Genomic DNA, 17,781 nt, shown 5'->3' with positions numbered 1-17,781 from the left:
CGTGGGCTCGGAGATGTGTATCCGCGACAGGGCCGGGGCGTTGCCATCGTCGTCGTATGCTTTGGCGTGCGGAGACGCGGGGGATGGCATTGGCATGGTGTCCGTCGTGTCGGACATAGGTGCGATGGGATGCCCGCAGTTATCGCAGAACCGTTCGTCGTCAGGAATCCTCTCGCCGCAGTTTTCGCAGAACATGCCGTCTCCTCTCTTGTTTCTGCTTACTTCAGAATACCCCCGGATGTTTTCCCGATATACGATTGGCCGCTGTTCGTCCACCGTAGATTACGGTGCGAAATCGTGTCGTGATGTCGCGCCCCATCGAACATGGTGGAGTGGCATGGGCAGATGCATCAGCTTGTGATATATGGCAATCGAATAGACCGAGAAGCCGCCGTCATTGATGCTGCCATCTGGATTGTCGAATATCTCGTGCCACGTAGCGTCTTCTTCCGGTGCCTCTTTTCGGTCTTAGAAGCTTATGGAAGGAATTTTGGGCGGCGTTATTAAGTTTTTTGATTTGACAAATATCGTTTAATGGTTTTACTATGTAGTTGTTCAGTAAACCGCAGTGCAAAGGAGCAGACATGGGACTGTGGAGTGTGGATAAAATCGAATACATCGGACGCAAGGGTGGTACCCCGGAGACGCTAGGCTTCCGTTATTATGACGCCGACAAGGTCGTCGCCGGCAAGAAGATGAAGGATTGGCTGCGCTTCGGCGTTGCCTGGTGGCATACGTTCAACCAGGAGCTGGTCGATCCGTTCGGCACGGGTACCGCGCAGCGCCCATACTACAAATACACCGACCCGATGGATCAGGCTCTCGCCAAGGTGGACTACGCCTTCGAACTGTTCACCAAGCTCGGTGTTGAGTACTTCTGCTTCCATGATCGCGACATCGCGCCCGAAGGCGACACCCTGCGCGAGACCAACGCTAACCTCGACAAGGTCGTCGACAAGATCGAGGAGAACATGAAGGCCACCGGCATCAAACTGTTGTGGAACACCTGCTCGCTGTTCACCAACCCGCGATACTTCGCCGGCGGCGCAACCACGCCGTATGCCGACATCTACGCCTACGCCGGCGGCCAGTTGAAGAAAAGCCTTGAAATCGGCAAGCGTCTTGGCGCAGAGAACTATGTGTTCTGGGGCGGCCGCGAGGGCTACGAGAGTCTGTGGAACACGCAGATGAAGCGCGAGCAGGATCATATCGCCGAGTTCTATCGCATGGGTCATGAATATGCGAAGGAAATCGGCATGGACGCCCAGTTCCTCATCGAGCCCAAGCCGAAGGAGCCGACCCTCCATCAGTACGACTTCGATGCTGCCACCACCGTGGCGTTCCTCAAGACCTACGGTCTGGACGACATCTTCAAGCTGAATCTCGAAGGCAACCATGCCAATCTCGCCGGTCATACCTATCAGCATGAGGTGCGCTATGCGCGTGAGACTGGCTTCCTAGGTTCCCTCGATGCCAATCAAGGAGACAAGCTTATCGGTTGGGATATGGATGAGTTCCCGTCCGACCTGTACGATGCCGTCTCCGTCATGTGGGAGGTGCTTGCAGCCGGTGGCATCGGACCCCACGGCGGACTGAACTTCGATTCGAAGCCCCGTCGTTCCTCCTTCGAGGCGGAGGACCTGTTCCGCTCTCACATCGTCGGTATGGATACGTTCGCTGCCGGTCTGCTGGTCGCTGCCAAGATGCATGAGGACGGTTACATTGAAAATGTACAGGCCAAGCGTTATGAGTCCTTTGACTCCGGTATCGGAAAGAGCATCGAGGAAGGCAAGGAGTCGCTCGCTTCCCTTGAAAGCTACGCCCTCGACAAGACCCAGGCCGAGCTGATTGCCGCCGAGCGTTCCGACCAGCTTGAGGTCGTCAAGGCATCCATCAACAACTACATCGTGGACGCCTTGGCCGAGGCCTGATTCTCGCCGTTTCGACAGACTCTCTCCTTGGGAAATTCTGGGGTATCCGGTGCCCATCCGGATACCCCTTCCTGTATCTGGACGTGTCTCCGGGCATGAAGCCGGGATGCAAAGGTCGTGTTACATTACCTGTAGTGCCGATGAGTAGGGAGGTCGAGCGTGCCGGATGATGCATTGAAGCTCAAGCGTCTGAGGCTTGTGAACTTTCGTAAGTTCGGCGGTCTGAGCATAGATTTCGACGATCGTCTTACCGTATTGATCGGGGATAACGGCTCCGGTAAGACCGCTGTCCTGGATGCCGCCGCCATTGCTTTGGGCGCGTTTCTCATCCGTGTTAATTCACCTCATCACACCATAGTCGGGCGTGGAGTTCAGGCATCGGATATGCGGTTGCGGTCGTCGCGTACCGGCAGCGTGATATCCAATCAACCTCAGCCGTTGGAAATTCAAGCCGCCGCCGTCTTCCGTAACGATGATGTCGTGTGGTCGAGAACCATGAACGAATCAAGCAGAAGGCAGGGAGGGATGCTGCGTCATGTGACACAGGCGTCGCAGGCGCTGCAGCGGGAGATTACCGAAGGAGGCAAGACTTCTCTGCCGTTGTTCGCTTATTACGGAACAGGCAGGTTGTGGCTGCACAAACGAGACAGACAATATTCTGAGGGTTTTTTCTCGAAGGGGTTTTCCCGGGCGAACGGCTATATCGATTGTCTGGATTATGCGAATAATGAGAAGCTCATGCTGAACTGGTTCGAGCGCATGACTCAGATCGAACTGCAAAAGCAGCAATTGGGAGTTGACTGCCGAATTCCGGAGTTGGATGCGGTTCGGGAGGCATTGGCAAGGTGCTTTACGGATTTGACGGGAAGGCGGCAGGTTTCCGTCATATTCGATTTGAGCGTCAACTCACTGATGCTGGTCGATTCCGATGATTCCGGGTCACCGCAGATGCTCCCCTTCGAAAACCTCAGCGACGGATATCGCAACACTTTGAGTCTCATCGCGGACATCGCCTATCGTATGGCGATGTTGAATCCCGATGCGGAGCATATTCTTGATTCTCCGGGCGTGGTACTGATTGACGAGATTGACCTGCATCTTCATCCAAAATGGCAGGAGCGTATCATCCATGACCTCATCACCATCTTCCCCCGGGTGCAGTTCATCGTCAGCAGTCACGCCCCATCAGTCATTTCCTCGGTGAAGTCGACCCATTTGCGCGGCATACGTCAGGTGCAGGTAGGTGAGACGCAGACGGACGTTTTCGGTAATCCCATACTGTCTGATGGTCTTTCCGAAAGTGAAAGGTCGTTGCGATACACGGCATATATCCCAACGGTCGAATCATATGGACATAATGCGGGAACGGTGTTGGAGGACATCATGGGGGCAAATGACCGGCCGTCGTCGGTCAAGCGTGAATTGAGCAGATTCCATCATGCTCTGGATACGGGAAATCTGGCCGAAGCCGAAGCTCGGCTTTCGTCCTTGGAAAACGAGCTGGGGAACGATCCCGATCTGGTGGCGGGACGTGTGTCGCTGGATCTCGAACGATTGGATGGCGACGATGCTCTTGATTGAGAAGGCGGATCAGCCTCTGTCTCTTGTGGAGGATGTCATGCGGCTGCGACTGGGGGAGAAGAGGAATCCCGGATCTCGGCAGGTCAGATATGACAATCTGTCCGCTGAGACGAAGCGGGATGTTCAACGGAGCCTGTTATCCGAGCAACGAGGGTTATGTGCCTATTGCATGGGACGTATAACGCTGAAGAGCATGCATATCGAGCATTATCATGCCCAACATGCCGGCACCGATTCGGACGATGAGCTGTCCGTCCGGTATGACAACATGCTGGCGGTTTGCGATGGCGGCCGGGGGCTGCCCTATGAACAGCAGACATGCGATACCCACCGAAGGAATGATGAGTTGTCTGTCAATCCTTGGAACGACGGCGATATCCGGTCCATACGGTATGGCTCGAATGGAGAAATGCGCTCGGAACGGGCGGCCGTAGATTTCGATATTCAATGGACACTGAATCTCAATGAGAAACGACTGGTGAGGAATCGCAGAGCGGCATTGTGTGCCTTGCAGCAGGAAATGGCCGTCCAGATCAAAAAAGGGCGGAACCTCAAGGTGATATGCCGGAGATATCGCCGACTATACGAGGTCCAGAACCCTCGACGGGAATATGCGGGTATTCTATTGGACTATCTGAGTCGCAAAATCAATAAATGACGGCGATGGGCCATTCATTCGGTGTTGCCGGGCGGTCGTAATTGGACGACTGTCCGGCAACACCGGAACGGACTATGCCAGACGGATGCGGTTCATTCCGGTCTGCAACGTGGAGAACGGGCCGGGAACAGGATGCTCATTGCGCGGTTCGCCGTTGATGTCGTGGTCGACGACGATGGGACTGCCATCCGGATTCTCATATGCCTCGCCCACGATACGCGGAGCGCCGAGTGTGGCGGTGTCGATGACGGTGGTCTCGACGTCGATGGTCTCGTCGAGGATTAATTCGCACCACAACGACCCGTCCTCGTCGGTGACGACGGCGGCTCTCGGGTCTTTGGAGGAGCTGTACGAATGCTCTTCCCGGTCGAACGGGTGCGTGCCGTTGAGGTAGGCGTTGCCGTCCACATACATCGCCTCGGGTATCGTCTCGAAGATTTCGAGATCGCCGATGCCCTGGTCGTGCACGCGTCTGGTGAATTCCTCGTGACTGGTCGGGGCGCCGTCGTAGACGCTGGTGTCTCTGGTGTCATTGCCTGGAAGCACCTTTGGCGCGGCAAAGATGTTCTGATAGAACCGCTCGTCGTTGCCGTAGACGCATGCCGTGCCGAGTATCTGCGTGCTGTGGGGCAGATGATACGGCGTGAAACGGTTCCGCACGTCGCGTTTCCGTGTGGAGCCGAGGAACAGATTGTGCACGAAAGCCGAACCCCATGCCATGTTGTCGAAGTTGTATGGAGAGGCGAACACGTTGTTGTCGAACAGGCAGGGGCCGTGTGTCACCTCGATCATGAAATCGCGTACGTTGGCGTAGTACACGTTCGAGGATACCCTTGTACCCTGTGCCTGCCAGTCAAGCCAGGTGCCGAGCGTGCAGTCGTGGATACGGTTGCTGCGCAGTTGCACATCGATGGCGGCATGCAGCTTGATTCCGGCGATTTCATGACCGAAATACTCGTATTTGGTGCCGATGTTATAGATCTCGTTGTTTTCGATCGTGGAGAACACGCATCCGAGATGGCCGACTACGCCGTTCTGTCCGCAGTCGTGGATGGTGTTGTTCCGCACGATGTGCGAGCCGACGTGCTCCTTGTCCCATCCGATGTGGCGGGCGCGGAACACCGTCTCAAGCTGGCACTGGTATCCGGGTTTGAGATCCCACCGAAATGCCTCGTTGTCTCCCGTCGAGTACTCCTTGCCGAGACTGACGGCGCTGCATTTGGCATCATGTATATCGTTGCCTTCGATGATCCATCCACGGCTCCAATGCGGGCCGATCAGTCCGGGTTGGTCTCCCGTCGGCGGTGCCCAGGGGCAGGCCGCCTGAGCCATTTCGAAGCCCCTCACGGTTATATAGTCGATGCCGGTTCGTTGAGGATAGAAGCATTCCTTGCGGACGTTGATTTCCACGGTTTCGCGGTTCGGATCGAATTCATGGAAGTTGGCCCAGATGTCGGTGTGGTTGTCCTCGACCTTCGCGTACCACTGGAAAATGGTCTCGTCCGCTCGCGGGATGGTCAGTGGTATCTCCATCCAATCAGGTCCCGGACCGGTCTCACGCCGTTCGGCGCGGATGACCGCGTCGAGATCGGGCGCCTCATACAGCGATCGTCCATTGAGATAGACGTCGCCGAGACTTGGCTTCCAATTGGAGGGCTGCTCCAGCCAATCGCCCTCCAACGCCGTGTCGTAGGGGTTGAAGTCGCCGAACACCATGTTGGGGATGCGGGCATGCCATACGGTGCCTTCGACGTTTTCCCATTCCTCGACGATTTCAGACCCCTTGATGACTGCGTGCTCACCTTCGGCGACCGTGTAGGTGATTCTCGCATCGTCGCGGAATCCCCCTCTTTTCGGATTGACGTTCTCCCGGTATATGCCGTCATGGACGACGACCGTATCGTAGGGGCGAGCGATGTCGGCGGCCTGCTGGATCGTGGCGAAGGGCGCTTCCTTCGAGCCGTCCTGACGGGATTCCGGAACCCCGGCGCGTACGTGCAATTCCCTGCCTCGTTGCAGTGAATGAGTCATGATGTCCTCTTTCATGGTTCAGTATTGAAACTGGATGATGATATTAGATAAATGAACGTTTTAAATAAATGATTAAAAGATGGATAGATACTGAAATATCACCTTTCTTTAGGTTAAACGGATGAATTAATGAAGCTAAGATTTGCACTTAGTAATTACTTAGTATATACTAAAAACCGTCGTTGGGAAACGATTGTCACAATAAATCCCGTCAAGCCCGGTCGAGGTGCAGCGGGATATGAGCGACTCAGTGAGGAGTGTTCATTATGAAATCAGTAACGAAGGCATTGGCGGTTACCGCCTCGTTGGCCATGCTTGTCCCGTTGGGTGCATGCGGATCCACTCCGGGGGGGGGGCTTCCTCGTCGGGCGATGCCACCCTGTGGGTGTTCAACGACAACAACACCAAGCCGGTCCGGGACGCCATAGAGCGGTGGAACAAGGATAATCCGGACAAGAAGATATCCTCCGAGACCTTTGCCAATGATGCCTACAAGGAGAAAATCCGCACGGCCATCGGTTCCGGCAACGCGCCGACGATGATTATGAGCTGGGGCGGAGCTTCGCTCAAGGATTACGCGGACCAGGGTTCGATCGTCGATTTGACCGACGATCTCAAGGACACCGTCGACGAGACGGTTCTTGATTCCGTGGCCGAAGGCGGTTACGTGGACGGCAAGCTGTATGGTACCTCATTTAACGGTGTGCAACCGGCCGTGCTGTTCTTCAACACCAAGGTGCTCAAGGAGGCCGGTGTCTCCAAGGAGCCTCAGACGTGGGACGAACTGCTTGCCGCGGTTGAGAAAGTCAAGGCCACAGGTAAGACCCCGATTACCTTGGCGGGAGGCAGCAAATGGCCGTATCTGATGTGGGCCGCCTATCTGGTCGACCGCATCGGAGGGCCCGAGGTCTTCCAGAAGATAGAGAACGGTGAAAAGGGATCCTGGGACGATCCGGCCGTCGTCGAGGCCATGACCAAGATCCAGGACCTCGTCAAGGCAGGTGCCTTCGGCAACACATACCAGTCCCTGACGGCGGATGACCGCAAGGATGTGGCCCTGCTCGTCAACGACAGCTCGGCGATGGAGATGCAGGGTTCCTGGGCCTATCCGGACTTCGTGGCGTTGAACAAGGATTTCGCGGAGAATACGCTTTCCTTCTCGGCATTCCCCTCCGTCAAGGGAGGCAAGGGCGATCCGAAGGATCTTACGGGGAACCTCTCCAACTACTTCTCGATCTCCTCGAAGGCGAGTGAGAGCCAGCAGAAGAACGCCATCGACTTCCTGAAGAACAACACCTATTCGGATTCCATGGTCACTTCCATGTTGGAGACCGGCTCGGTCCCCCCGGTCAAGAACGTCGAGGACACCGTCAAGAAGAACGACACAAAATCCGGCTTCTACTCGTTCATCTATGAGGCGGCCTCCGAGGCTCCGGCCTACCAGCTGTCCTGGGATCAGGCGCTGCCATCCGATCAGGCAGAGACGATGCTGAACAATCTTGAACAGGTGTTCCTGCTGCAGATCACTCCGCAGCAGTTCGTGGACAACATGAACAAGACCCTTGAGTAGCTCCGGTTCGGCTGCTTGACGGTAAAAGGACAAAGGCGTCTAAAGGAGAATGGTGATGACGGAAAAAGCAAAGAAGACCGGAGGGCGCAGACGCGGCCTCCACGACGGGGGCGGCAGGGAATCCCTTCATAAAGGCCCCTCTCTGTGGTATGCGGCACCGGCAATGGTTTTGTTCGGGGTGTTCGCCCTCATTCCGTTGATTGGCGTGGTCGTGCTCTCGTTCATGAACTGGGATGGACTTGGCGCGGTCACATGGAACGGCTTGGGCAACTGGAAGGAGATGCTCGGCGATCCATTGACGCTCAATGGTCTGAAGCTTACCCTCATCCTGACCATAGCCTGCTGGGCCGTCCAGACCCCTGTTTCCATTCTCCTAGGCGTCTTCATGGCGGGCAAACAGAAGTACCGTGCCTTTCTGGCTGTGTTCTTCTTCCTCCCGCTGCTGTTCTCCTCCACGGCGGTCGCCATCGCTTTCAAGAACATCCTCGACCCGCAGTTCGGCATCGGCAAGGCGTTCGGATGGAAATGGCTGGAACAGAACTTCCTGGGGGATCCGAAGACGGCCCTGTGGACGCTGATCCTCGTGGTCTCCTGGTGCTTCGTACCGTTGCATTCCCTGCTCTACCAAGGGGCTGTGCGGCAGATCCCCGCCAGTCTGTACGAAGCGGCGCGCATCGACGGGGCAGGCACCGTACGGCAGTTCTTCTCCATAACCCTGCCGCAACTCAAGTACACGTTCGCCACGGATTCCACGCTGATGATTGTAGGTTCATTGACCTACTTTGATCTGGTCTACGTCATGACTGCGGGAGGGCCGGGCAATGCGACGCGGCTTATGCCCCTCGACATGTACATCAAGGGATTCAAAAGCTATGACATGGGTGGTGCGAGTGTTATCGGTGTGCTGATTCTCGCCATGGGCATCGTCATATCGTTACTGCTCAACAGGCTGTCGGGAGCGGACAAGATGGAAAGCCAGATGGAAGGGGTGTGACATGATCCGTATCAAGGGCAGAGAATACAACATCATCGCAGGGGCTCTGGGCTGGATATGGCTGCTCGTCACCATCGTGCCGATTTACTACATCGTCGTCACGTCACTTCGCGAATCCAATGCCGTATACGCGGACAATCCGTTGTCGTTCCCCGAACATCCCACATTGTCGGCATACGAACGTGTGTTTGCCAACGACTTCCTCATGTACGTCAAGAACTCGGTGATCGTCACCTTCGTCACGGTACTGGTCATCTTGCTCGTCTGCATACCTGCCGCCTACGTGATCGTCCGGCGCACGGACGTTGGCACGCGGAGGTTGTATAAGATATTCATCTCCGGATTGGCCATCCCCATGCAGGCGACGATCATCCCCGTCTACTACCTGATCATCAAGATCGGCCTGTACGACACCCTCTGGGCGTTGATTCTTCCGTCTGCGGCGTTCGCCATTCCCATCACCATCCTGATTCTGACGAATTTCCTTCGCGACGTGCCCCAATCCCTGTTCGAGGCCATGGCGGTGGACGGAGCTTCCGAGTTCAAGACCATGATCCAGCTTGCGCTGCCCATGGTCAAGCCGGCTGTCATCACGGTCGCCATCTATGATGCGCTCAATGTGTGGAATGGGTTCCTGTTCCCGCTGATTCTCACGCAAAGCACCGAGAACCGTGTGATTCCACTATCTCTGTGGCTGTTCCAGGGACAATTCACCGTCGATGTCCCAGGCATACTCGCCGCGGTCGTCATATCGGTGTTGCCGATACTCGCTGCATACATCATCGGACGCCGTCAGATGGTGGCGGGCCTCACCGCGGGTTTCGGCAAATAACAGATAACCATGCTTCCCGTGTGACTTACCACCATGCGGGGACCTCAAAGGAATGGGCGAATCCCGGCGCCGGTCTTCCGGCGTCGGGATTCGTTTCGTTCCGGGGGGCTGGAGTGGGGTAAGCTGAAAAAATGCCGAATTTCTCGTTGTCATATGTAATGACGGCATATTCTTGAATGATGTTGTTTTGCAACCGGAACATATGAGAAGAAGGAAACCATGCCACGCGGTACACGAATGTCGCCGAGCGTCAAGATGCGGGCGGCGGACAGAAGGAACAGCATTCTTGACACCGCCATGTCGCTGGTGGCGAAATACGGGTATTGGGGTGCCACCATCAGGGAGGTAGCCGAGGCGGAGGGGATAACCGAAGCGGGCGTCCTGTATTATTTCGGCAACAAGGAGAACCTGCTGATTTCGGTCATCGACCACCATGATTCGATTACCCGTCAAGGGATGGCCGTGAAGCTGGGACTTCCTCCGGACAAGGTGGATGACGGAATAGCAAACGTCTTCCCGGTCGGTCTGCGCGACCTGACCATCGCAAACGTACAGGTCAATAAGACGAGGTCGGAATTCGTGAGGTTGTATTCGGTACTGCAGGCGGAGGCCCTGGCTCCCGAGCATCCTGCATACGAATATTTCCTCGACCGGGAGCGGCGCGTCCTTGACGAATATGCGAAGGCTGCGGAACGCGATGGCGTGGACGATCCCAAGAGCATGGCCGTCGAGGTGCTAGGTGCCATGGACGGATTACAGCTGCGATGGCTGCATAATCTGGACGGAGTGGATTTTGTCCGGGAATGGATGCGCATTATCGACCGTCTGATTCCCGAAACATAACCTTCCTGGGCCGTCATGCAACATGAAGAGCGGCGGGACCAATCGTTTCATATGATGGTCCCGCCGCTCTTCATCTCAAGAAGGGGTGAACGCCTCACCCGCGACGACGGGCGTAGGCCTCGTAGACCTCGGGGGTGGGGTCGGCCGATTCCGTGCCGTCGATGGAGATTTCCCATGCCGGAGGCTCCGTGGCGCCGTCGCGTGCGGCGAGCACCCAGGCGGCCTGTCGGGCGGCGCCGATGGCCACATACTCGTCGGTGGCGGGCAGGGTCACGTCCATGCCGAAGACCGCGGGGGCGAGACGACGTATCGCCTCGGACCTCGCGCCCCCGCCGATGAGCAGAATGCGGTCGATGCGGGCGCCGAGCGCACGCACCAGCTCGATGCAGTCGCGCTGCGAGCACAGCAGGGACTCCACGAACGCGCGGGCGAGGTTCTCCTTCGTGGTGTTCGCCAACGTCAACCCTTCGATGCGGGCCTTGTCGTTCGGACGGTTCGGCGTGCGCTCGCCGTCGAAGTAGGGGATGAGGGTGATGCCGTCGGCACCGGGGCGCGCGGCGAACGCCAACCTCGCCAGCTCGTCGTAGTCCACGCCGAGCGCATGGCGTCCGGCGTCGAGGATGCGGCTGCCGTTGATGGTGCAGGCCAGGGGCAGGAAGTGTCCCGTGCAGTCGGCGAAGCCGCTGATGGCTCCCGTGAGGTCATACACCGGGTTCTCGGCGATGGCCGCCGCCACGCCCGACGTTCCCAACGACACCGACACGTCGCCGACCGCCATTCCGAGTCCGAAGGACGCCATGGCGTTGTCCCCGCCGCCGGGGCCGATGAGGCATCCGCCGGGCACGTTCCTGCCGGCGATGGCGTGATCGGCCTTCACCGGGGCGGCGACGTCGGGGCCGAGCACGACGGGCAGGATGATGTCGTGGCGCCCGAGTGCCATGTCGATGAGGTCGGGGCGGTAGGCGTCGTGGGCGGCGTCATAGTAGCTGGTGCCGGAGGCGTCGGAGCGGTCGGTGAACAGGGCGTCGAGATGGGCGTCCTCGCCGTCCTCGACCGGTCCGAACCCGGCGATGCGCCAGCTGAGCCAGTCGTGTGGCAGGCATACGGCGGCGATGCGGGCCGCGTTGTCGGGTTCGTTCTGCGCCACCCACATGATCTTGGTGAGCGTGTACGAGGCGACGGGGGAGGAGCCCACGGCCTCGACCCAACGTCGAATGCCACGCTCATGGGGGTCGTCGCCCTCGCCCTCCGCGGCCGGTGCCTCGCCGAGCATGTCGATGAGCTGATCCGCCTGCGGGGCGCTGCGCGTGTCGTTCCATAGCAGAGCGTCGCGGATCACGGCACCGTGCTCGTCGAGCAGCACCATGCCGTGCTGTTGGCCGCCGACCGCGATGGCGGACACGTCGTCGAGTCCGCCCGCCTGCTCGGACGCCTCAAGGAACGCCTTCCACCAGGCTTCGGGATCCACGCTCGTGCCTTCGGGATGCTTCGCCTGTCCGAAACGTACGAGTTCGCCGGTTGCCGCGTCCGTGACGCGCACCTTGCATGACTGCGTGGACGTATCCACGCCGGCAACGAGAATTCGATCGACCATGAGAACACTCCTTATATGTGGGAAGACTGACGGAAGGACCCGGATGGGAACCACATTGTCGCTCCATCGTCTTTCAGTATACTTATTTATTAGATGGAAAAACTAAAAGGGTTAAAAATATATCATTTCTCGTCACGGGGTAGGTGCATGCGGCTTGTTCCTACTGTATTCTGATTGATGATAATTAGTTCATTGCGATTCCCAAATCTGAAGGTGGATGATCATGCCACGTGCCCGCAGCATCAATCAGGACGATCTGCGCAACCATAACCTGTCCGTGGTGCTCTCGACGCTGCTGCAGTCGGCCTCGCCGTTGTCGCGCGCCCAGCTGGCCAAGGAGACGGGGCTGACCAAGGCGACCATGTCGCTGCTCGCCGAGATCCTGCTGAGCAACGGCGTCGTCGAGCAGCTGAGCCCCCAGCAGGAGTCGTCGAACGGGCGCCCGAGCACGCCGTTGGGGTTCCGCTCCGGACGGTGGGCGGGACTCGGCATGCAGGTCAACACCGACGGATACGGATGCATGGTGCTTGACATCGCCGGCAGGACCGTGGCGAGGGAATGGGTGGACCGCGACATGACGGACACGGATCCCGAAGCTGTCTTCACGCGACTCGACGGATTGGTCTCCTCCATGGAGGCTAGGCTGAAACGCCGCCAGTACCGGATCGTCGGCTCGGGACTGGCCCTCCCCGGTCTGGTGGCCTCGGGACGGAACCTCATCATGGCGCCGAATCTCGGATGGTCGAATCTCGATCTCGACCGGTTCGACGTCATCCGTCGCCTTGACGTGGCCGTCGAGAACGAGGCGAGCCTCGCCGCCATCGCACAGGTGCCGGGATACGCCGTGCGCCGCGCCCAGTCGGAGTCGCAGCTCGGTCCGGACGACTCCTTCCTCTACGTGTCCACGGACGTCGGCGTCGGCGGCGCCATCGTGCGCGCGGGAAACGTGCTGCGCGGCGACCACGGGTTCGGCGGCGAGCTCGGCCACGTATCCGTGGACATGAACGGGCCTCGATGCCGCTGCGGCCGGCGCGGATGCCTGGAGATGTACGCGGGCAGGCGCGAGCTCGTGCGCGCGGCCGGCGTGGCGGACGGAAGCGATGCCGCGAAGGCCGAATACGTGGACGTGCTCCGCAGACGGTGGCGGGAGGGTGATGTACAGGCCGTGCACGCCATCGAGCAGGCATTGGACGCCATGGCGTCGGTGGCGGTGTCGGTCATCAACCTGATGGACGTGAGCACCATCGTGCTCGGCGGATTCTGGTCCACGTTCGAAGGGGACCTGGCGGCGAAGCTCCGGCTGCGCATCGCCCCGCAGATACTGGCCCGGTACGCGCTGAACGTCCGCGTCCTCGACTGCGGGACGGCGGACCGTCCCGCGCTGTACGGGGCGGCATGCCATGGGCTCCGCCGGTTCATCGAGCATCCCGCCCGTTATCTGGAGGTCTGAAGGCCGGGTAGGGGCCGTTGCGTCAGCGCAGCTCGAACAGGTCCCAGGGGTCGTGCCCGACGACGGATTCGTTGACCGCGCGTATGCGGCCGACGATGCTGCCGGCGAACGCGGAGACGATGACGGCCCACGACGCCGGTTCGCTGCGGAGCATGTATGTGGCGGCCAGCACGCCGATGAGCAGGATAGTCAGCAGCAGCATGACGATGAGCTGGGCGCGGTTCATCAGACGCGCCGAACGAGGCAGCGAGACGAGCAGCACGCCGATGAGGAACGCGGCGACGACCAGAATGGCGATGATTGCATAGGACATGCGTTCCATTGTCCTCCCGCCCCCGACCTAAGCGGGGATGCGACGTGGGGATTCGACTGAAGGTCCGGCATGGAAATCCGTTCTGGTATCGGTCATTTGCCATAGGACCCGCGGTATGCGGACGGCGTCATGCCGATCTCCTCAAGGAACCGTCGGTTGAAGTTCGAGGCGTTGCGGTAGCCGCTGTCTATGCGGATGCGGCTGATGGGCAGGTTCGTGGTCACCAGCAGCTTGCAGGCGTGCGATATGCGCAGACGGGACACCAGTTCGGAGAAGTTGATGCCGGTCGCCTGATGGAAGAAGCGGGAGAACGCCGCCGGGTTCATGGCCACGCGGTTCGCGATGTCGTCCAGCGAGATGTCGCCGCCGAGATTGGCGTTGATGTAGGCGAGCGTGGCGTTGATGCGTTCCGAGACGTCGGATCCGGTGTCCGGCGTGAACGACGGGGTGACGATGGTCTCCCATTCATCGTCCGGGGCCAATGCGAACACCTGCAGCAGCGACAGCACGTCGATGAGCCGTTGGTATGACGAATGGTCTCTGGACGATTCCAGCAGCTCCGCGGCGCGGGCCGCCGACCCGCCCATGAGCAGGATGCCGTGCCGGGAGCGTTCCAGTACGTTGTGTATGGGGGCGGCCTCGGGGAACAGACGCACCAGGGAGGCGAGCTTGTTCGGACGGATCTGGCAGGCGACGTCGCGTTTCTCCAGCACCTCGTCGGCGCCGATGTCGGAGATCCAGTGGTGGGGCACGTTGCTGCCGATTAGCGTGACCTGCCCCGGCTCGAACGGTATGAGTCCGTCTCCCACCATCATGAAGCCGGTGGATCGGCGGATGAGATGGAACTCGATTTCGGGATGGTAATGCCATTTGGCCAGATTGCAGGGGTATCCGTGTTCGACCCATCGGATCGACGTGTTGTAGTCGGGCACGATGACCTCAAGCTGCCCGTTGCCGCTCATCGACGATGCCATGTCCCACCCCTTACGCCCATATCACAGGCCCGAATCGTTCCCGCCGCCCCGGAGGCACCCGGGAATCCCGTCTTACCATACCCCATTCGCGTATGACATGGCGCAGGGCCCGCCGTCCGGTGTCGTGACGGTTCGACGGGCCCTGCGCGCCGACGCCTCAGGCGGGCTGCACCGCCGTGAACGCGGCGGACTCCAGCTCCAGTTCCCTGCGGCGCTCCTCCTCGGGCAGGCGCTTGCCGTTGAGGTCGAAGCCGGGCTGCTTGGGATGGATGAACCAGGTGAGCAGCGAACCGATGATGTAGAAGATCGCGTACGCCCAGCATACGCCGCCGAATCCGACGACCGGGATGAGCAGGGTGGCGATCAGCGGGCCGCCGAAGGTGGACAGGCCGCTGGCGAGGTTGTTCGCCGAGACGGCCGCGCCCGGGTGGTCGGGGATGAGGGCCGGGAAGATCGCGGCCATGGGCACGAACGCGGTGAATCCGAAGGCGAGAATCACGGCGCCGACGATCATCAGTGGCCAGCTCTTGCCGAAGAACTGCGGCACATAGTAGAACCACAGGGTGCCGAGCGCGCACAGGCCGGCGCCGAACCAGCGCATCTGGCGGATCCAGCCGTGCTTGTCTCCGATGCGTCCCCACATCACGTTGGTGAACACGGTGATGACGTTCATGGTGCCCCAGATGACCATCCAGTCGGTCACCTCGAACCATGCGCCGCCGCCGTTCGTGTGGCTGGCGAGATACAGCGGCATGATGACGGGCAGGCCATACAGCGAGAAATTGCAGATGGCGCGGGCGCAGACGGCGAGGAACACCTGATGGTCTTGGAAGATCACGGTCACGCCTCGGGCGAGCTCGCGGCCGACCTCCCTGCCGGTCATACCGGCGCCCTTGGCGTCACTGGTCGGCTTCAGGCAGAAGACGACCACGAGCGTGCCGATCACGGCGAACGGCACGGCCACCCATAGCGTGGTGTATTCGCCGAATGCGCGGATCACCGCGCTGGGCACGTAGGTGCCGAGCACGCCGATGCCGATTTCGAATGCGGCCCAGAACAGGCCGACGGCGGAGGCGAGATGGCGTTTGTCGGTGACCTCGGTGATCATCACCAGGAACGAGTACATGAGCAGCGGGTATCCGATGCCTCGGATGGCGTACACGGTGAGGATGAACGGATATGAGCCGGAGGGGATGGCCGCGCCGAGCAGGATGACCTGCAGCACGACCCAGGAGACGCCGCCGAAGATCATGACGCGCTTGGTGCCGCACAGTTCGGAGACCACTCCGGACGCCCATGCGGCGAATGCGCCCACAAGACCGTAGATGGTGGGCATCATGGAGGCCTGGACGGCCGAGAACCCCTGGTCGACCATGAAGCGGGAGAGGAAGGTGAGTTCGAAGCCGTCGCCCGTCATGAAGATGGCGATGGCGATGTAACCGGCGATGAGTTTCTTGTTGACGCCGAACAGCATAAGTGACCCCTTGGAAAGAATGTAATGGTAATCCGACGTCCGCCGGCCCGCGGCGCATGGCTGGCCCATGGGTCGCGATCGGGTTACCGGCCCGTGTCCTGTGGGACGGCCGGCGGACGTCGATGGAAAGGAAGGAGAAGGAATCGTCGATGGAGACTACTGCTGGTCGACGGTGATCTGGATCTTGACGTCCTCGGGATGGACCTCCTCGACGCGCTTGAACGCGGCGATGGAGTCGTCCATGGCGTAGGTCTTCGTGATGAACGGCTTGAGGTCGAGCTTGCCGGCCGCCACCAGATCGATGGCCTTCTGGTAGACGTTGCGGTAGCGGAAGATCGTCATGATGGTGGTCTCCCGGGCCTGCGCGGCGACCACGTCGAACGGCACCTTGTCGACGGGCATGCCCACGAACACGGTGGTGTTGCCGGGGGCGCCGACCTCAAGGATCGTCTCGAACGACTTCTCGGCGCCGGAGCATTCGAACACAACGTCCGCACCCCAGCCACCGGTCTCGTCCTTGACCTTTTCGACGAGGTCCTCCTTCTTGAGATCGACCGGGACGACGCCGGGGATCTGCGAGACGATGTCGAGCTTGACGTCGGAGACGTCGGAGACATACACCTTCGCCGCACCCGCGGCAAGGGCGGAGGCCGCGGTGAGGATGCCGACCGTGCCCGATCCGGCCACGACGGCGATGTCGCCGGGCTTGATGCCGGCCTTGGTCGCCGAATGCATGCCCACCGACAGCGGTTCGAGCAGCGCGCCCTCGCCGAAGCTCATGGAGTCGGGCAGCTTGTAGGTGAACGCGGCGGGATGGATGACCTGCTCGCACAGGCATCCGTCCACCGGCGGGGTGGCGAAGAAGCGCACGGCGGGATCGACGTTGTACATGCCCATGCGGCTGGCGCGGGAGGTCATGTCGGGGATGCCCGGTTCCATGGCCACGCGGTCGCCCGGCTTGAAATCGGTGACCCCGGGGCCGACCTCAAGCACGGTGCCGGCCGCCTCGTGGCCGAGGATCATCGGCGCCTTGACGACGAACTGTCCGATGCGTCCGTGCGTGTAGTAGTGCACGTCGGAGCCGCAGATGCCCACGGTGTGCGGGGCGATGCGCAGCTCTCCCGGTCCCGGCGCGGGGACGTCCGGAACCTCGCGGATGTTGATCAGGCCCTGATGTTCGAGAACCACTGCCTTCATGATGCCTCCTGTTTGCTGATAGGCCGTTCCTCTACTTCGAGGATCGGCGCGCCGTCGTTGGCGTTGTCAATATCGTAGGCTGGGAAAATGCGTCATGTAGCGGGCATTGATAACGAGAAATGATATTTATTTTGCATCCTGATTATAACCAGGGTCAACGATGTGGTGTAGGTAACATTCGACATCGTTGTGTGATGTGCTGAATATGTGCTATGAGATATGGCTTGATATAGCGAATGTGGGCTGAGTTTCGTGGTGTGCGCACGATGCGGAATATGATGCAAAGATAGTATCTTTTTATGTTAAGAAAGGCAAAATTGTATCAATGCAAGCGATATT

At 59.5% G+C, this 17,781-nt stretch carries 15 protein-coding genes; 8 read left to right on the top strand and 7 right to left on the bottom strand.

Annotated features, from left to right (window positions below):
- Nucleotides 1–195 (bottom strand): zinc-ribbon domain-containing protein (locus DF200_RS11315; RefSeq protein WP_146192020.1); only part of this gene is annotated, 195 nt, incomplete at its 3' end.
- Between the two features lie 389 nt (nt 196–584).
- On the opposite strand from DF200_RS11315, the gene xylA reads away from it, so the two are divergent.
- The 3 genes from xylA (at nt 585) to DF200_RS05525 (ending at nt 4,170) form a co-directional block, all read left to right on the top strand.
- Nucleotides 585–1,931 carry a xylose isomerase gene (gene xylA / locus DF200_RS05535; protein WP_109137281.1) on the top strand — a complete coding sequence of 449 codons (1,347 nt, stop codon included), beginning with the start codon at nt 585–587 and terminating at the stop codon, nt 1,929–1,931.
- Between the two features lie 159 nt (nt 1,932–2,090).
- Nucleotides 2,091–3,512: an AAA family ATPase gene (locus DF200_RS05530; protein ID WP_109137280.1), complete on the top strand. Its 1,422-nt coding sequence runs from the start codon at nt 2,091–2,093 to the stop codon at nt 3,510–3,512.
- A complete protein-coding gene (locus DF200_RS05525) occupies nt 3,490–4,170 on the top strand; it encodes a retron system putative HNH endonuclease (protein ID WP_338323270.1) in 681 nt (226 codons plus the stop codon). The genes DF200_RS05530 and DF200_RS05525 overlap by 23 nt, the downstream gene beginning before the upstream one ends.
- A 72-nt stretch (nt 4,171–4,242) precedes the next feature.
- Here the strand turns inward: DF200_RS05525 and DF200_RS05520 are convergent, their stop codons facing one another.
- Nucleotides 4,243–6,201 carry a right-handed parallel beta-helix repeat-containing protein gene (locus DF200_RS05520; protein WP_109137293.1) on the bottom strand — a complete coding sequence of 653 codons (1,959 nt, stop codon included), beginning with the start codon at nt 6,199–6,201 and terminating at the stop codon, nt 4,243–4,245.
- A gap of 385 nt (nt 6,202–6,586) precedes the next feature.
- On the opposite strand from DF200_RS05520, the gene DF200_RS05515 reads away from it, so the two are divergent.
- The 4 genes from DF200_RS05515 to DF200_RS05500 all read left to right on the top strand — a co-directional run bounded on the left by DF200_RS05515 (nt 6,587) and on the right by DF200_RS05500 (nt 10,440).
- Complete coding sequence (locus tag DF200_RS05515) at nt 6,587–7,771, top strand: extracellular solute-binding protein (protein ID WP_158275787.1); 1,185 nt, start codon at nt 6,587–6,589, stop codon at nt 7,769–7,771.
- A gap of 55 nt (nt 7,772–7,826) precedes the next feature.
- Nucleotides 7,827–8,765 carry a carbohydrate ABC transporter permease gene (locus tag DF200_RS05510; RefSeq protein WP_109137292.1) on the top strand — a complete coding sequence of 313 codons (939 nt, stop codon included), beginning with the start codon at nt 7,827–7,829 and terminating at the stop codon, nt 8,763–8,765.
- Between the two features lies 1 nt (nt 8,766).
- Nucleotides 8,767–9,597, top strand: a complete 831-nt coding sequence (locus DF200_RS05505; protein ID WP_109137277.1) for a carbohydrate ABC transporter permease — start codon at nt 8,767–8,769, stop codon at nt 9,595–9,597.
- Between the two features lie 219 nt (nt 9,598–9,816).
- A complete protein-coding gene (locus DF200_RS05500; protein WP_241520141.1) occupies nt 9,817–10,440 on the top strand; it encodes a TetR/AcrR family transcriptional regulator in 624 nt (207 codons plus the stop codon).
- A 94-nt stretch (nt 10,441–10,534) separates the two neighbouring features.
- Here DF200_RS05500 and DF200_RS05495 read toward each other — a convergent pair whose 3' ends face one another.
- Nucleotides 10,535–12,034, bottom strand: coding sequence for a xylulokinase (locus tag DF200_RS05495; RefSeq protein WP_109137276.1), 1,500 nt, complete (start codon nt 12,032–12,034; stop codon nt 10,535–10,537).
- A gap of 223 nt (nt 12,035–12,257) precedes the next feature.
- Here DF200_RS05495 and DF200_RS05490 point away from each other — a divergent pair, with 223 nt between their 5' ends.
- The gene (locus tag DF200_RS05490) at nt 12,258–13,484 is read left to right on the top strand and encodes an ROK family protein (RefSeq protein ID WP_109137290.1); all 1,227 of its coding nucleotides are present in this window, start codon (nt 12,258–12,260) and stop codon (nt 13,482–13,484) included.
- A 22-nt stretch (nt 13,485–13,506) separates the two neighbouring features.
- Here DF200_RS05490 and DF200_RS05485 read toward each other — a convergent pair whose 3' ends face one another.
- The 4 genes from DF200_RS05485 to DF200_RS05470 all read right to left on the bottom strand — a co-directional run bounded on the left by DF200_RS05485 (nt 13,507) and on the right by DF200_RS05470 (nt 17,442).
- Nucleotides 13,507–13,797: a hypothetical protein gene (locus DF200_RS05485; RefSeq protein ID WP_109137275.1), complete on the bottom strand. Its 291-nt coding sequence runs from the start codon at nt 13,795–13,797 to the stop codon at nt 13,507–13,509.
- Nucleotides 13,798–13,889: 92 nt separating this feature from the next.
- A complete protein-coding gene (locus DF200_RS05480; protein WP_109137274.1) occupies nt 13,890–14,771 on the bottom strand; it encodes a helix-turn-helix domain-containing protein in 882 nt (293 codons plus the stop codon).
- A gap of 157 nt (nt 14,772–14,928) precedes the next feature.
- Nucleotides 14,929–16,245 carry an MFS transporter gene (locus tag DF200_RS05475; protein WP_109137273.1) on the bottom strand — a complete coding sequence of 439 codons (1,317 nt, stop codon included), beginning with the start codon at nt 16,243–16,245 and terminating at the stop codon, nt 14,929–14,931.
- Nucleotides 16,246–16,401: 156 nt separating this feature from the next.
- Nucleotides 16,402–17,442: an NAD(P)-dependent alcohol dehydrogenase gene (locus tag DF200_RS05470; protein WP_109137272.1), complete on the bottom strand. Its 1,041-nt coding sequence runs from the start codon at nt 17,440–17,442 to the stop codon at nt 16,402–16,404.
- Nucleotides 17,443–17,781 lie beyond the last annotated feature (339 nt).

Origin of the sequence: Bifidobacterium catulorum (assembly GCF_003129925.1) — a bacterium.
GTDB lineage: Bacteria > Actinomycetota > Actinomycetes > Actinomycetales > Bifidobacteriaceae > Galliscardovia > Galliscardovia catulorum.
Note: the sequence above shows the minus strand (reverse complement) of the source record. Positions and strands in the feature narration are given on the sequence as shown.

What these genes read in the sequence shown, in the direction of transcription:
- DF200_RS05525 (WP_338323270.1), top strand. Translation starts at nt 3,490, where the DNA reads ATGGCGACGATGCTCTTGATTGAGAAGGCGGATCAGCCTCTGTCTCTT.
- DF200_RS05470 (WP_109137272.1), bottom strand. Translation starts at nt 17,442, where the DNA reads ATGAAGGCAGTGGTTCTCGAACATCAGGGCCTGATCAACATCCGCGAG.
- DF200_RS05510 (WP_109137292.1), top strand. Translation starts at nt 7,827, where the DNA reads ATGACGGAAAAAGCAAAGAAGACCGGAGGGCGCAGACGCGGCCTCCAC.
- DF200_RS05490 (WP_109137290.1), top strand. Translation starts at nt 12,258, where the DNA reads ATGCCACGTGCCCGCAGCATCAATCAGGACGATCTGCGCAACCATAAC.
- DF200_RS05485 (WP_109137275.1), bottom strand. Translation starts at nt 13,797, where the DNA reads ATGTCCTATGCAATCATCGCCATTCTGGTCGTCGCCGCGTTCCTCATC.
- DF200_RS05505 (WP_109137277.1), top strand. Translation starts at nt 8,767, where the DNA reads ATGATCCGTATCAAGGGCAGAGAATACAACATCATCGCAGGGGCTCTG.
- DF200_RS05475 (WP_109137273.1), bottom strand. Translation starts at nt 16,245, where the DNA reads ATGCTGTTCGGCGTCAACAAGAAACTCATCGCCGGTTACATCGCCATC.
- xylA (WP_109137281.1), top strand. Translation starts at nt 585, where the DNA reads ATGGGACTGTGGAGTGTGGATAAAATCGAATACATCGGACGCAAGGGT.
- DF200_RS05495 (WP_109137276.1), bottom strand. Translation starts at nt 12,034, where the DNA reads ATGGTCGATCGAATTCTCGTTGCCGGCGTGGATACGTCCACGCAGTCA.
- DF200_RS05480 (WP_109137274.1), bottom strand. Translation starts at nt 14,771, where the DNA reads ATGGCATCGTCGATGAGCGGCAACGGGCAGCTTGAGGTCATCGTGCCC.
- DF200_RS05520 (WP_109137293.1), bottom strand. Translation starts at nt 6,201, where the DNA reads ATGACTCATTCACTGCAACGAGGCAGGGAATTGCACGTACGCGCCGGG.
- DF200_RS05500 (WP_241520141.1), top strand. Translation starts at nt 9,817, where the DNA reads ATGCCACGCGGTACACGAATGTCGCCGAGCGTCAAGATGCGGGCGGCG.